Origin of the sequence: Paenibacillus paeoniae (genome assembly GCF_003388735.1) — a bacterium.
In the GTDB taxonomy this organism is placed as follows: Bacteria; Bacillota; Bacilli; order Paenibacillales; family Paenibacillaceae; genus Pristimantibacillus; species Pristimantibacillus paeoniae.
The window spans coordinates 116,851-131,174 of sequence record NZ_QUBQ01000005.1; the positions used below are offsets into that span (position 1 = coordinate 116,851).

15 protein-coding genes are annotated in these 14,324 nt (G+C 50.0%); all 15 read left to right on the forward strand.

What is annotated here, in order from left to right:
• The first annotated feature begins 23 nt into the window (after nucleotides 1–23).
• On the forward strand, nucleotides 24–1,106 hold the full coding sequence (locus DX130_RS20900) for an HD-GYP domain-containing protein (RefSeq protein WP_116048703.1): 1,083 nt from the start codon (nucleotides 24–26) through the stop codon (nucleotides 1,104–1,106).
• Between the two features lie 152 nt (nucleotides 1,107–1,258).
• The gene (thiL, locus tag DX130_RS20905) at nucleotides 1,259–2,347 is read left to right on the forward strand and encodes a thiamine-phosphate kinase (protein WP_116048705.1); all 1,089 of its coding nucleotides are present in this window, start codon (nucleotides 1,259–1,261) and stop codon (nucleotides 2,345–2,347) included.
• Nucleotides 2,348–2,360: 13 nt separating this feature from the next.
• Nucleotides 2,361–2,849 carry a tRNA (adenosine(37)-N6)-threonylcarbamoyltransferase complex ATPase subunit type 1 TsaE gene (tsaE, locus tag DX130_RS20910; RefSeq protein ID WP_116049028.1) on the forward strand — a complete coding sequence of 163 codons (489 nt, stop codon included), beginning with the start codon at nucleotides 2,361–2,363 and terminating at the stop codon, nucleotides 2,847–2,849.
• Entirely contained in the window at nucleotides 2,849–3,661 is an 813-nt protein-coding gene (tsaB, locus tag DX130_RS20915) for a tRNA (adenosine(37)-N6)-threonylcarbamoyltransferase complex dimerization subunit type 1 TsaB (protein ID WP_116048707.1), read from the forward strand. Before tsaE ends, tsaB begins: the two co-directional genes overlap by 1 nt.
• On the forward strand, nucleotides 3,658–4,152 hold the full coding sequence (gene rimI, locus DX130_RS20920) for a ribosomal protein S18-alanine N-acetyltransferase (RefSeq protein WP_116048708.1): 495 nt from the start codon (nucleotides 3,658–3,660) through the stop codon (nucleotides 4,150–4,152). Before tsaB ends, rimI begins: the two co-directional genes overlap by 4 nt.
• Nucleotides 4,149–5,219, forward strand: coding sequence for a tRNA (adenosine(37)-N6)-threonylcarbamoyltransferase complex transferase subunit TsaD (tsaD, locus tag DX130_RS20925; protein WP_420818548.1), 1,071 nt, complete (start codon nucleotides 4,149–4,151; stop codon nucleotides 5,217–5,219). Before rimI ends, tsaD begins: the two co-directional genes overlap by 4 nt.
• Before the next feature lie 583 nt (nucleotides 5,220–5,802).
• Nucleotides 5,803–6,003 (forward strand): hypothetical protein, encoded by a 201-nt coding sequence (locus tag DX130_RS26245; RefSeq protein ID WP_133297958.1) that lies wholly within the window; start codon nucleotides 5,803–5,805, stop codon nucleotides 6,001–6,003.
• Between the two features lie 110 nt (nucleotides 6,004–6,113).
• A complete protein-coding gene (locus tag DX130_RS20930; RefSeq protein ID WP_116049029.1) occupies nucleotides 6,114–7,667 on the forward strand; it encodes a 2-isopropylmalate synthase in 1,554 nt (517 codons plus the stop codon).
• A 13-nt stretch (nucleotides 7,668–7,680) separates the two neighbouring features.
• Entirely contained in the window at nucleotides 7,681–8,508 is an 828-nt protein-coding gene (locus DX130_RS20935) for a class I SAM-dependent methyltransferase (RefSeq protein WP_338068653.1), read from the forward strand.
• A 423-nt stretch (nucleotides 8,509–8,931) separates the two neighbouring features.
• Nucleotides 8,932–9,675, forward strand: coding sequence for an ABC transporter ATP-binding protein (locus DX130_RS20940; protein WP_116048711.1), 744 nt, complete (start codon nucleotides 8,932–8,934; stop codon nucleotides 9,673–9,675).
• Nucleotides 9,665–9,832, forward strand: a complete 168-nt coding sequence (locus tag DX130_RS26575) for a hypothetical protein (RefSeq protein WP_165861390.1) — start codon at nucleotides 9,665–9,667, stop codon at nucleotides 9,830–9,832. Before DX130_RS20940 ends, DX130_RS26575 begins: the two co-directional genes overlap by 11 nt.
• Nucleotides 9,833–9,871: 39 nt before the next feature.
• Nucleotides 9,872–10,804 (forward strand): polyprenyl synthetase family protein, encoded by a 933-nt coding sequence (locus tag DX130_RS20945; protein ID WP_116048713.1) that lies wholly within the window; start codon nucleotides 9,872–9,874, stop codon nucleotides 10,802–10,804.
• A gap of 134 nt (nucleotides 10,805–10,938) precedes the next feature.
• On the forward strand, nucleotides 10,939–11,106 hold the full coding sequence (locus DX130_RS26580) for a competence pheromone ComX (RefSeq protein ID WP_165861391.1): 168 nt from the start codon (nucleotides 10,939–10,941) through the stop codon (nucleotides 11,104–11,106).
• A 30-nt stretch (nucleotides 11,107–11,136) separates the two neighbouring features.
• Complete coding sequence (locus tag DX130_RS20950) at nucleotides 11,137–13,533, forward strand: ATP-binding protein (protein WP_116048715.1); 2,397 nt, start codon at nucleotides 11,137–11,139, stop codon at nucleotides 13,531–13,533.
• Nucleotides 13,511–14,161 carry a response regulator transcription factor gene (locus DX130_RS20955; protein ID WP_116048716.1) on the forward strand — a complete coding sequence of 217 codons (651 nt, stop codon included), beginning with the start codon at nucleotides 13,511–13,513 and terminating at the stop codon, nucleotides 14,159–14,161. The genes DX130_RS20950 and DX130_RS20955 overlap by 23 nt, the downstream gene beginning before the upstream one ends.
• Nucleotides 14,162–14,324 lie beyond the last annotated feature (163 nt).

Sequence of the window (14,324 nt, forward strand, 5' to 3'; positions counted from 1 at the left end):
TTTAAAAGGCGGGAACAAATCTAATGAGAAAAGTGCAACTTGGAATGGTCAAGCCTGGAGACAAGGTTGCAAAATCCATCTTTCAAGATAACGGCAACGTTCTTCTTGGCGAAGGTGTAGAGTTGAATGAGCGGTATATTCAACGTCTGGAGAATTTAGGAATTGATTTCTTGTACATTGAAGACGGGAATACGACCGATATCGTTCCAGAGGATACAATCAGGGACGAGACGCGGTCGAATGCGGTCAATGTTATATATAAGACGATGAATTCCTTTAAGGAAGAGATCGTCACGAGAGGCAGGACGATTGCGCCGGATATGGGACGCAATTTCCGTGCGGTATTCGGAAGCATTATGCAGGATTTGGCTACTAGACCTAATATGCTTGTCAATTTGACCAGTATCCATTCCAGGGACGCGTATCTGTTCCAGCATTCGTTCAACGTGGCGGTGCTGGCCGGTATTATGGGAATCGCAAAGGGCTTCAATCGGAATCAGCTGGAAGAACTCGGGATTGGCGCGTTGCTCTTCGATATCGGGATGACGAAGATGCCGCATAGTCTGTTGACCAAGACCGAGCGATTTACACCAGATGAGCAGAAGATTCTTCATACCCACCCCATGGAAGGTTTCGATATTTTAAGAAAATATCACGATATCTCAATTGTATCCGCCCATTGCGCCCTTCAACATCATGAACGGTACAACGGCTCGGGGTATCCCCGCGGATTGCAAAAGGACGAAATTCACATCTATGCACAAATCGTTGGTTTGGCCGATACCTATGATGCATTGGTATCTCCAAGACCGCATAGGAAGCGGTATACGACAAGCGAGGCTATCGAATTTCTGTTCGCTGCTGGCGGAACGTTCTTCGATCTGGAGCTGATCAAGCTGTTCTGCAGCCACATCTCGGTCTATCCCGTGGCGACGACGCTGCTGCTAAGCACAGGTCAAGAGGTCGTAGTATCAGAGAACAGTGAACTGGCGGTGCATCGCCCTCGCGTTCGCGTCATTAAGGAGATGGACGGCAAAGCGCCTGCATCCCCTTACGAGATTGAATTGAAAGATACCCCTCATATTACAATCACCAAAGAATTGTAGAACAATCGAGCCCTTCTTGTACCGGCATAGTGAGTGCCAGCAAGAAGGGCTCGATTGCCGCCTAAGCCCTATGACTTTGATTCTAGTGATGATTGAGGTAAAATGATGAGAAATAGAGCGTGCAAGGCGCCATAGAAGGAGATTGGACGTTTATGGATGAGTTTGCACGCATTCAATATTGGACTTCGGAGAGGCAGTCGGCCCATTGGCAGCACTCGCGCGGGACGGTGCTGGGCATCGGAGACGATGCGGCTGTTCTTGATTTCAATTCCGCACAGGATGGCATCGTGGGCGAGAGAAGGCAACTGCTCGTATCCGATACGATGGTTGAGCAAGTACACTTTACGGAACAGACCATGAGGGACGAGCATATCGGATACAAAGCGCTGGCAGCCAATGTCAGTGATATCGCTGCGATGGGCGGCGTGCCGCTGCATGCGGTTGTCTCGGTCTGCGTACCCGCAACCTGGGGGCCAGAGCGCATGAAGTCAATCTATGACGGTCTGTACGCTTGCGCGGAACAGTATGGGGTAGCCATCGTCGGCGGGGATACTACTTCCTCGCCGGCGCATTTGGTTATATCGGTATCGTTAACGGGCGCAGTAGAGGCAGGCAAGGAAATAATGCGGTCAGGCGCACGTCCCGGCGATGTCGTATTCGTGACGGGGCCGGTCGGTCTGTCGGCGGGAGGCCTTCATGTCCTTCAAGGTGCGTCGGCAAACAAGCGGCATGCCGAGAAGGTCTCTGATCCGGATTGTCGAGCACTTGTAGCTGCCCATCAGCAGCCTGCCCCATCCATATTGGCGGGACGCCTTCTGCTTCGATCTGGAATTTGCCATTCGCTTAACGATGTTAGCGATGGGCTGGCCAGCGAGGCTTGGGAAATTGCGGAGGCATCGGGCTTGCGGATTGTACTGGAGGAACGATTGATGCCGAAGAGCGGGAGCATGAGTGCCTATGCGTCAAGCGTTGGCTCTGATCCACTGGAGTGGATGCTGTACGGGGGAGAGGATTACGTTCTTGTCGGCACGATGGATCGAAGCGGTGTGACTGCCCTGAAGGCTGAATTTCATCGGCATGGACTGCCCTTCTATGTGATCGGCAAGACGGAGGAAGGCAGTCCGGGAGTGGAATGGATTCCGCTTCCTCACGGATGGAATGGACGAAATTCCGGGGTCGATGAAATGGCGTTGCTAAGGACATCGCTGCCGAAGAGAGGCTTTAATCATTTTGGAACATGAACGGGTGAAGAAGATGGAGCAACGAACTGCATGGGCTGAATGGCGTATTGGCAGCTTACAAGAAACGGCACAGCTAGCGGCCCGGCTCGCGGCAAACGCGAGGCCAGGGACGGTTATTGCGCTGGACGGCGACCTGGGTGCCGGCAAAACAACGTTCTCTCAGGCATTCGCCGCCGCAATCGGCGTGCCGGGAATCGTGAATAGTCCGACCTTTACGATTATTAAGGAATATGAGGGCGTTTCTATGCCCTTCTATCATATGGATGTTTATCGAATCTCTCTGGAAGAAGCGGATGAGCTTGGATTGGACGATTATTTCTTCGGCTCCGGCGTGACGCTTGTGGAGTGGGCGAGTCTCATTGAGGAGCTGCTTCCTGCGAATAGGCTGGAGTTGTATATCGAGCATGTAAGCGGGGAAGAGCGCTTCATTCGCGCGAGGGGTATCGGAGAGCCTTACGCCGATTGGTGCGATGAATGGGACAAGATGGGAGCGACGACTTAATGGAACAGACAATACACGGAACCTTCCTTGCGCTGGATACATCGACAGCTGCTATGGCGGCTGCCATTATACGCAATGGAGAAGTGCTGACTCAGATTGAATCGCTTGCCGAACGGAATCATTCCGTCCATGTCATTACACATCTGAAGGATATGCTGAAGGAGACTTGCATGCAATCGGATCATCTGGACGCGATTGTGGTAGGCAACGGGCCCGGCTCTTATACGGGCATGCGGATAGCGGTGACGGCGGCGAAGACGCTGGCTTGGACCTGGGAGAAGCCGCTCATCGGTATCTCTAGCCTGGAGGCTATCGCTTACGGTGCGCTGCACGCGGGATTAGATATAGCTTATGGCGAGGAGCTGCCAGAGCAGTCCGGTGAGCACTGGCTGCTCCCCATTATGGATGCTCGCCGCGGACAGGTGTATAGTGCGGGCTTTGGCATGGGCAACGTCGCTGGCTGGCACCGCTGGCTGAACGATGGCGTCCGAATGATGAGAGAATGGACGGACGAGATTACAACTGCGGCAGAAGCGTATTCGAAGTCAGGTCCTCTGACGATTTGGCTGACCGGGGATTTGTCGCTTCATGAGGAATCCGCTGCTTTGCTTCAAGAGCGATGTGGGGGGGCAGGCGTCAAAGTGCGCTTGTTACCTCATGTGCTTCAAGGAAGTGCGCTTGCCTATCTCGGCGCTCAACGTTTTGCTAGCGGAGCGCGGGAGAATGTACACGGATTTACGCCGAATTATACTCAGCTGACAGAGGCGGAGGTCAAGTGGAACGCGAGGGAAGCGGAAGAGGCCAAGTCATGAGCATGGACACGGACAAGCTGATTTATCGTGCCATGACGATGGCGGACATTCCTGCTATTATCGCCATTGAGGAAGAAGCTTTTACTGGCCCTTGGACGGCTGAAGCTTTCACGAACGAGCTGACGAACAATATGTTCGCCAAATATCTGGTGATGGAGTACCAGGGAGAAGTGTTCGGCTATGGGGGAATGTGGGTCATTATGGACGAGGCCCATATTACGAATATTGCCGTGCGCTCCGATCTTCGGGGGAAGGGACTTGGCCACTTGCTGCTGGAGCAGCTCCAGCGGACGGCCGTGTTTTTTGGCGCGGCGCGCATGACGCTTGAGGTACGGGTATCCAATGAGATAGCCCAGCATTTGTACCGCAAATACGGTTTCCAGCCTGCCGGCATCCGACCTCGTTATTATTCTGACAATGATGAGGATGCGTTGATTATGTGGGCGGAGCTTGATACCGAGCAGCTCAAGACGGGAGAGGAATGGAATTGACTATGGGGCAAAAACATCATACTGCATCGGATGCTTATGAGGAGTCGCTCATTCTCGCCATCGAGACAAGCTGCGACGAGACATCAGCGTCCGTCATACGCGGAGGCAAACACATTCTATCCAATATCGTCTCCAGCCAGATTGACGTGCATGAGCGATTCGGCGGGGTTGTGCCGGAGATCGCATCCCGCAAGCATGTGGAGACTATTACGGTCATTATGGAGCAAGCGGTGCGTCAATCCGGTCATAAGCTGGACGAGCTGACGGCTATTGCGGTAACGCAGGGACCGGGGCTGGTTGGCGCCTTGCTGGTTGGGATCGTAGCGGCCAAAAGCCTGGCGCTGGCGCTTGATATTCCGTTAATCGGAACGCATCATATTGCTGGGCATATCTATGCCAATGCGCTTGTGCATGAACTGGAATATCCGTGTATGGCGCTGGTCGTCTCGGGAGGGCATACGGAGCTGGTGCTGCTGGAGAGCGAAGGGGAATTCCGGATTATTGGCCGAACGCGCGATGATGCGGTAGGGGAAGCATACGACAAAGTGGCTCGCGCGCTTCGGTTGCCATACCCTGGCGGACCGCATATCGATCGGCTTGCTGGCGAGGCATCTGAAGCTATTGCGCTGCCGCGGGCTTGGCTCGAAGCGGATAGCTACGACTTCAGCTTCAGCGGACTTAAGTCAGCGGTATTAGCTGTCATCAATCAGGCGCGCATGAAAGGTCAAGAGCTGGATGAAGCGGCTCTGGCTAGAGGTTTCCAGGAATCGGTCATCGATGTGCTTGTGACGAAGGCGCTTCGATCCCTCAAGCAATACGGTACAAAGCAATTGCTTCTGTGCGGCGGTGTTGCTGCCAATCGCGGATTGAGAGCGACGCTGGATTCACGGTGCAAGGAAGAAGGAATTCAATTGCTTATTCCGCCGGGATCGCTATGTACGGACAATGCTGCCATGATCGGTGCGGCTGCATATCTTAAGCTGACAAGAGGTCAATTCACGGAGCTGGACATGAGAGCTGATCCTGGTCTTTCGCTGGAGGAATGGTCCATATCGGCGGGCGTATGACATGGTTAGCGAATGAATATTCATTTCGGAATTGACAGATAATTGGAGTATAGATATAATAAGCAACAATACTTCAATCACATATGGATGAAACGCTGAGAACAGGAATAGTAGAACCGATCGGGAAACAGAGAGCTGCGGGGTGGTGCAACGCAGTCGAAGAAGGGTTCGAAGCTCACCTGGGAGCGGAGCAATGGAAACAGGCGGCCTGAATGCGGACTTACGCATGGAGGCGAGCTTGCGTACATCGCTACGGTTAACCTCCGTAACGGGGTACATAAGCATCGGCATCCGGAGTCGGTCTTATGACTAAGGTGGGCATGTCTGCGTTTAATTCAATAAACGTGAGACAGTCAACAAGGGTGGTACCGCGCGGGTCATTATAGCCTGTCGTCTCTTGAATAGAGGCGACAGGCTTTTCTTGTTGTCTGGAAGATGTAAGTAGATTCAATGTACAGTAATTGACAATTTCTATAGCAACAAACGCAATGAACAGGAGTAAGTAAAGTCAGTGCAGGAATACGAAGCATAGCCAACCTCCGATTGGAGAGGCTGTCGCCTTCGATCAGAGAGCTGCGGGTTGGTGCGACGCAGCCGAACGCCTGACTTGAAACTCGCCTGGGAGCGGAGCGGGGGAAGGAAGAATTCACCGAATAGGGTGAAGGGCGCTATTACTTCGTTACGGCTAGCCGTCGTCATTCGGCTCCAAGCGGGCAGTTGTCCAGGAACGCGAATCAGCATGCATATTATGCATGAGGCGTTCCATGTAGATGCTGCCAAGTAGAGTGGTACCACGGCATATGCGAAGGCATGTCGTCTCTTCATCGAGACGCCATGCTTTTTTTGTTACCCATAACTCATAACTCCAAGGAGGAATTACCCATGACCCATACGATGAAAAATATCCAAATTTTCGATACAACACTGAGAGACGGCGAGCAATCGCCAGGAGCTTCCATTGCGCCAGAGCGCAAAATTGTCATTGCGAGGCAACTGGCCAAGCTTGGCATTGATGTGATCGAGCCGGGATTCCCAGTGTCCAGCCCGGGTGAATTCGCAGCCGTGCAGCAAATTTCTCGTGAACTGCAAAATGTGGAGATCGCTGGATTCGCGCGTGCCGTGAAGGTAGATATTGATGCTGCAGTGAAAGCTACCCAGGATGCTGCGAAGCGCAGATTGCATCTGTTCATCTCTTCCTCGGATATTCACTTGAATCATCAACTGCGTAAGTCTCGTGATGAAGTCGTCCAGATTGCGCGCGAGATGGTGGCTTACGGTAAACAATTCGTCGATGAAATTGAATTCTCGGCGATGGATTCTACAAGGTCGGGACGCGACTTTGTCATTCAACTGGTGGAAGCGGTCATTGCCGAAGGCGCAACGGTTATCAATCTGCCGGATACGCTTGGCTATGCCATGCCGCATGAAATGATCGATCTGTTCCAAGCGGTTCGCCGGGAAGCAAGAGGCGGCGAGACGGTCCGCTACAGCGCTCATTGTCATAACGATCTAGGTCTGGCTGTAGCGAATAGCCTGGCGGCGATTCAAGGAGGAGCGACACAGATCGAGGTTACGGTGAACGGCATTGGCGAGCGTGCAGGCAATTGCTCGCTGGAGGAGCTGGTCATGGCGATTGAGACGCGCAAAGATGCGATGCAGGCGAAGACAAATGTGGATATACGTGAAATCTATGAGACTTCGCGTCTGGTCAGCCGTACAATGAACTTCCCGATTGCGTACAACAAGCCAATTGTCGGGCGCAATGCTTTCCAGCATGAGTCGGGCATTCATCAGGATGGCTTGCTGAAAAACCGTAATACGTATGAAATTATGGACCCCGAAGCGATGGGGATTTCCCGTAATATGATTATTCTTGGCAAGCATTCCGGCAGCCATGCCATTAAGCATCGTTTGGCTGAATACGGCGTGGAAGTAACGGATGATCAATTCAAAAACGTCTTTAGCCGCTTCAAGGAGGTTGCGGATGGCCAGAAGATTGTAACGGATGATCAATTGATCCGAATCGCGGGCGAAATGACGAAGACGCAGCCTGATCCCTTTGCGCTTATCGATCTGCAAGTACATGCCGGGACGCAACGTTCACGCAGCGCGACGGTCACGATTCGCGAGAATGAGCAAGGCGTAGAGGAATCTTATATGGCTATGGGAGCCGGTCCACTGGAAGCGGTCATTCATGCAATCGGCCAAGCGATTCCGGTATCTGTGGAATTCGAGGATCTGGAGCTGCACTCGCTGTCTACCGGAGAAGACGCGCATGGCGAAGCGGTGGTAAGCATTGTTCATAATGGGACACGGTATCGTGGAACCTCTGCGAATAAGGATATTATTCTGGCAGCGGCAGAGGCCTATATCTCGGCCTGCAATCAGGCGATTATGACCGCTGGAGCGCGAAACAGAGTAAAGGAGAAACGTACGGCAAACGAATAAGCGGAGGATGAGGATGCCGATGGGATCGACGATACAGGATTTTTATGAAGCATTCGACGAATGGGGGCGGCTCGATAGAGAGCCGCTTGAATTTTATGTTAACCTGCATTACTTGCGCAAATATTTGCCCGCTAGCGGGCATATTGCCGACATCGGCTCGGGACCTGGCAAGTATGCCATTGAGCTGGCGCAGTGGGGTTATCAAATAGGACTCGCGGATGTAATGCCCAGATTCGTAGCGGAGGCTAGGGATAAATCAAGGTCAGCTGGTGTAGAGAGTCGATTCACTGGCTTTCATGTCAGCAACGCAATTGAGCTGTCATGCTTTTCTGATGAATCATTCGATGCGTCATTGATGATGGGGCCGCTTTATCATTTGCAGGAAAAAGAGGAAAGAAAGCAGGCTCTTCGGGAACTGCGACGCGTAACCAAGCCAGGAGGCATCGTATGCGCGGCGTTTATGCCGCGAGCCAAGTTTATACAGCAATCCATTCGCCAGCCCTGGATGTGGAAGCCGCATCATGAAATTGAAGCCTTGTCGGAGTTCGTGAAGACGGGGGTATTCAATCATAGTGATCCAGGTCGCTTCACCGGTGTATATTATGAACAAGTCGACCGCATCATCCCTCAAATGGAGGAGGAGGGCTTCGAAACGTTGCAACTAATCGGATCGGACGGCTTTGCGTCCGTTCTGGATCATGATCCCCAGGCCGCCGAATATTGGCGAAGTCAGGGTGATGAAGCCTATCGTCAATTGATGGAGCTGATCATAGGGTCATCGGATGATCCTTATATGTTGGGCGTCTCAACTCATGTATTGTACATTGGACGACGATTGTGATTATTTTTAGCAAAAAAGCTGTGGATGAGTTGAATTGTGCACAAAGTTATCCACATATCTACAGAATAGTGTGAATACTTTAATAAATATGTGCAATTATGCGGGTTTACAATCTCTAAATAAATGATGCAAACGTGGATAGTTTTTTCACTTATACACTGTGGATAATGTGTGTAATGTGGATAACGATCCACGTTCTTTATTGCGAAGAAACAAGGGGCCGTCAAATCGGTCATTTTAGGAGCATGTTCGTTATAGATGAAGACAGAATTAACTAACAATTTATTCACGTCTGTGGATATTTCTGTGCATAACATTTCGGGACGCAATCGTTTTGCGTAAATTACTATTGAGATTTTCGGTGAAATCAAGCTATGAATGCGCTATCGTAGAATCAATAAAATATTTACGGAGGCAGACCGAATGGATAAGCAAGCGATTATTCAGGTGGACACAGTCAGCAAGCACTATGGGACGAATAATGCGATTAAGCAAGTATCCTTTCAGGTGAAGAAGGGCGAGATATTCGGTTTAATTGGCAAGACTGGAGCAGGCAAGACGACGCTGCTAGAGCTGTTGTCCGGCAATCAGATTCTTGATGAAGGCGCAGTAAAAGTTATGGGCTTTGATATGGGCACGGAGGGAGACAAGCTGAAGGAGCATATCAATATTTTTTCGCAAAGCACATCGCTTGTTGACCGCCTTACCGTGCGCGAGGCATTGGACATGTTCCAAGGGTTCTACCATCAGAAAAACAACGTTGACGGCATTCTGAAGCAATTCGGACTTACCGCTTATGAGGATAAGGTCGTAAGAAGACTGTCCGGAGGACTCAGGCAGCGTACGACTCTTGCGATTGCCGTTGTGAACGATCCGTCTATCGTCTTTCTGGACGAGCCGACGACAGGACTGGACGCCCAGGCGAAGAAGGAATATTGGGCCATACTGGCAGCACTTAAACTACAGGGCAAGACGATTGTTATTGTGTCGCATGATATGACCGAGATTCAGTACCATTGCGATCGTGTTGGTGTCATGAGGGAGGGGAGTCTAGTTGCTTGTGACAGCCCGACAAAACTGATTGCAGAACTTCCTGGAGGCGGATTGACCATGGAAGCTGTATATATGCACTACGCCGTTAGCAACGCGGGAGGTGTTGGAGTTTAAGTCCACGAAACTCGGCAATCGCGGCAACGATCCGGCCAATGAGCGCAAGAGCCTAGTGGAGAAACGAATGGAGATGATCGCACATCTCCTAATGAAGAGAAGCGAGGGGGGAATTAAGAGAACACCGATTAAAGATGAAACGATCCGGCATTCATAGTATAATTGGAATATTATTGCATGGATCGGAGGATGACTCATGTCAATTGTGAAGGAACATATCGGCATGCGAATGAAGCAGTATGCCGCAGAGTGGTTTACTGCAGAGCCCTTGTCCCGTTTCTCTCTCTCTTTTATTGATGATAAGCTGGAAGAGACGATGTTGTTCGGAGAACTTACGGTCATCCATTATCATATGTTCGGAGGCAAGGGGGCTGACATCGACGGGGCTGCGGCAGCAATCGAACTCTTCATTCTGGCTTCCGACATTTTGGATGATCTGGAGGACGGTGATGCGCCGTCAAAACCATGGATGAAGGTTCCGCTGCCGATAGCTCTGCACGTTGCCACGTCGCTGGTTACGCTATCCCAGCAGGCGCTTCTCCACGCAACGAGTGATCCCGGTTTGCGCGGCGAGCTTGCGGTTATGATGAATGCGGGGCTGATTCAATCCGCCAACGGACAGATGTTGGATCTTATGAATGAGGTCCGCTCTGATGAGGATTACTTCCGGATGGTAAGGGACAAGTCGGCATCGCTTCTCGTCATCGCATGTATGGCCGGCGTACTGCTTGCCGGTCGCCCCTGGCATGAGACGGTAGCGGAATATGCGTCTGAACTGGGCATATCCGCTCAGCTTCGGAACGATAGCCGGGACCTGTTGCGGTGGGATGAGAAAAGCGATTTTCTGAACCGCAAGCATACGTTGCTGACGATGTATTTGCTTGAGGGACCGGATGAGCAAGTCGGGTGGATCCGGGATTATTATACCGGCAGCGCAACCAAGGATGACGTAACCGGGAAAAAAGAATTATTTTTGCAGGCATGCGAGCAATCCGGTGTGATTTTATACGGTTCTGTCGTAAGCCGTATGCACTATAATCGATTTCAAGAACTGCTTACGGAGCTGCAGGCGGATGCGATTTGGAAGGACAAACTGCTTCATCTGCTTGCGGGAGACCAGTCAGCATAAGACTTTTCGACAATCGCGCAAAACCCATTTCGGTAAATACGAATGAGGTTTGCGTTGGCGAACCTATCAAATCTTGTTATAGTATAAATGTACTAGCTACATATTATAAGATTTAGAGAGGCGGAGGAGTTCAAATGTTGAAAGAAACAATTCGTCAACTGGTCAGCAGCACAGAGAAAATGTCACTGGCTTTGGGAGGACAACCGCAACTAGCTGGTATTTCCGCAGCAGAACAACAAGCTCTGCTGGGTGAAATGAACAACAAACAAGAAAAGAATGGTTACGCATTCATTTGGAACTAACGGACTAACCGGCTGAAAGGAAGAGGTTGTATGAAATCCACTATGTTTAACCGCACCATTACAACCATCTTCCTGGCAGTATTTATTGGACTACTATTATATCTGACCTTGGTCATTACGAGAGCTCCCTCCATTCGAGCTGTTCTAACTCATGATCCGGTTAATGGATATACCGTTGAGTCGATTGAGCCGGAAGGCCAAGCGAAGATGATGGGCATACAGATTGGCGACCGAATTTTGGAGGTTAATCATAGGCCCGCTGAAGAATTCGAGAATGTTACCAAATATTATTCATTGGAATATGCCGATAATGTCCTCGTTACACATCGTGACAATTCGACCGAGCTTGTCACATTCTCAAAAGCATGGTCAGGTGACCATTCCACGTTAGAGCTGTTGCTTCAACTCTATATACCAGGAATTTCGTTAATTATATTTTGTGCATTCTCCGTCTTTCTCTATGTGAAAAGAAGGCATGATCCTGCTGTTATCATGCTTATTCTCTTTTTTTTATCTATAGGTCTATCCTATTACAGCTCCTCAGCGTCTATCTTGAGAGACCCCATAGGAATCTCTATTATCTATGTCGTATTGCCTAATATTCCGTTATTATTCCTGAGCTTTATGAATATCTATTTGAAGCGATTCGATACCTATTTAATTGGGACAAAAGCGCTGGCTGTGCTCTATGCTATTGTAGGAGCGCAGAGTTTAGTTAGCTTAATCTATATATGGACGGACTTGTTATCGATTGAAGTGTTTTCGTACATTAAAGGTGCTTATAGTGCAATCGTACTAATGGGCAATTTGATATGTGCGCTCAAGCTAATCGGGAAGTTTATGAAGCATCGCCGAACGAAGCTGAAATCACTTTTCACGATTACATTGACCTCGCATCTCGTCGCATTTTCGCCATTTGCGATGCTGAATCTATTGCCGCAGCTGTTCGGGGCTGGCCAAATTTTGCCGCCGGCATTTACGGCGTTGTTTTTGTTCATACTGCCCGTTGTGTACTTTTATTTGTCGACATCGAATCAGCTATTCGATATCGATTTTATTTTAACGCGCTTCAAATATTATACGGCACTCTCGCTTATTCCTTCCATATTAGTGACCATGGCGATATCGGTCGTTTTGATGGACAATATAGGAATTTATTGGTCGAATTGGATCGGTATATTTTTGGTGATCTTTGTGGTCATGACCTTATTCCTTTATGCCAAAGAACAGATTGATCAGCGATTCCGTCCGAAGCTGTTCAAAGCGATGTACAGCTATCAAGACAGTCTGGATCGTTTCTCCCGAAGTATTGCCCGCGTCATGAAGCAGGCTGATCTGGAGGCCGTATTGAAGCAAGAGATCGACTCGCTGCTGCCGGTTAGTCGCATCAAGTTCCTCATTGTGGATCAGGCGGAGCATGCGGTGTTTCCGATGGGCGACGATCATGAGGAGAGAGTAACAGGTGATTTCCTGCTTGGCGTGATGAATACGTTCAAGTTGGGTGAGCTTATCGATCTGCCGTATGGATTGGGCCTTATTATCGGAAGACAACGCTCCCGTTATCATATCTTGTGGATTGGCCTCAAGACCAATCACACGCGCTTCAATTCGGATGAGATCCGATGGCTGAAGACGATGGCTAACTACTCCAGTATTGTGTTCGAAAACTTGTATCTGATCGAAGGATTGATCGAGGATTTGGAGTCTGAGGTTCGCAAGGAGCATACGACTTCGCCGTGGGTGCTTCGCCTTCTCTTCTGCTTGTCGGAGAATGAGAGAAGGAAGCTTGCTGCTGATTTGCATGATTCCGCGCTTCAAGACCAGCTGTTATGGTATCGGAAGCTGGAGTCTGTGATGATGGATCATCCCATCTCGGATAAGCTTGGGCGAGAGCTTGAGGATATTAAGGAAGGGTTGCTTGATGTCATTCATCAAATTCGGGAAACCTGCAATGAGCTGCGTCCGCCTCTGCTGAAGGAAATGGGCGTAGTAGAAGCTGTTGAATCGATTATCGAGCATACCCAAATGAGGGTTAATTTTGAGGTGCAATTCCGCTCCAAAGCGATCCATGAACAGATGGACGAGGAGCAAATTACGGCCATCTATCGAATTGTGCAGGAATTGCTGCGCAATGCCGATAAGCATGCCGGAGCGAAGCTTGTCCAGCTCGAGCTGGAGCTGCGCGAGGGTACGATTTATTTCCGTTATCAAGATGATGGAGTCGGCCTGGATGTGAATTATATGGTAGAGACGTTTGAGCATATGGGCCTGTCGGGGATAAAAGAGCGTGTGGCTAGCCTTGAAGGAGACATCTCCTTCTATTCGGAACGCGGTAAAGGCCTGGAGGTCATTATTTTAATGCCGATCATTGTGTCGAGCGGACTTTCGGAGAGGGGTATATCGCGTGATTCGTATCTTATTAGTTGATGATCATCCGTCGGTCGGTGAAGGAACCAAAACGATGATCGAGCAAGACAGCGATATGAAAGTAACAGTGGCGCTGTCAGCATTGGAAGCGTTGGATAAGGTTCACTCGGAGACCTTCGACATTATATTATGCGATTTGAATATGCCAGGCATTAGCGGACTGGAGCTGACGAAGCGGCTGATTCAGATCGATCCGGAACGGAAAGTCATTATTTACTCCGGTTACGAGATCGGAACACACTTCAACCTGCTGGTAGAGTCGGGCGTATCCGGCTTCATCTCGAAGACGGCATCCAGGGATCAACTGCATAATTCCATACGTTGTGCGCTTCGAGGAGAGGCGGTCATTCCGATTCCGCTTCTGAAACAGCTCAGAAGGCATGAGGTGGCGATCTCGCGCTCGGAGCTGTCCATTGAGGACGTGTCGATTAATGAGAAGGAAATGACGATCCTTCATGAGGTAGCGGCTGGCGTAAGCAATAAGGAGCTTGCGGCGATGCTGCATGTCAGTCAGCGGAACGTGGAATACCAGTTGACGAAAATATTCGAAAAGCTGAATGTGAGATCGCGGTCAGAGGCGATAAGGGAAGCCAAGCGCTTGGGCTTGATTAGCATGGAGCAGTATTAATAGGGTTTTCGAGGCAGGAAGGGTTGTCTCGCTTCCTAATTGATGGAATGTAACGAAAACCGCTCTTTTCGTAAACGGTGAGCCGTGCTTACCTTTTACGAAAGGAACGGTTTTTTTTGTTGATATTGTGAAGAGAAAATAGAAATAGGGCTGTCCTGTAGTC

Excerpts from the sequence above, each read along its gene's own strand:
- DX130_RS20900 (WP_116048703.1), top strand. The coding sequence starts at position 24 with ATGAGAAAAGTGCAACTTGGAATGGTCAAGCCTGGAGACAAGGTTGCA.
- thiL (WP_116048705.1), top strand. The coding sequence starts at position 1,259 with ATGGATGAGTTTGCACGCATTCAATATTGGACTTCGGAGAGGCAGTCG.
- tsaE (WP_116049028.1), top strand. The coding sequence starts at position 2,361 with ATGGAGCAACGAACTGCATGGGCTGAATGGCGTATTGGCAGCTTACAA.
- tsaB (WP_116048707.1), top strand. The coding sequence starts at position 2,849 with ATGGAACAGACAATACACGGAACCTTCCTTGCGCTGGATACATCGACA.
- rimI (WP_116048708.1), top strand. The coding sequence starts at position 3,658 with ATGAGCATGGACACGGACAAGCTGATTTATCGTGCCATGACGATGGCG.
- DX130_RS20930 (WP_116049029.1), top strand. The coding sequence starts at position 6,114 with ATGAAAAATATCCAAATTTTCGATACAACACTGAGAGACGGCGAGCAA.
- DX130_RS20935 (WP_338068653.1), top strand. The coding sequence starts at position 7,681 with ATGCCGATGGGATCGACGATACAGGATTTTTATGAAGCATTCGACGAA.
- DX130_RS20940 (WP_116048711.1), top strand. The coding sequence starts at position 8,932 with ATGGATAAGCAAGCGATTATTCAGGTGGACACAGTCAGCAAGCACTAT.
- DX130_RS20945 (WP_116048713.1), top strand. The coding sequence starts at position 9,872 with ATGTCAATTGTGAAGGAACATATCGGCATGCGAATGAAGCAGTATGCC.
- DX130_RS26580 (WP_165861391.1), top strand. The coding sequence starts at position 10,939 with ATGTTGAAAGAAACAATTCGTCAACTGGTCAGCAGCACAGAGAAAATG.
- DX130_RS20950 (WP_116048715.1), top strand. The coding sequence starts at position 11,137 with ATGAAATCCACTATGTTTAACCGCACCATTACAACCATCTTCCTGGCA.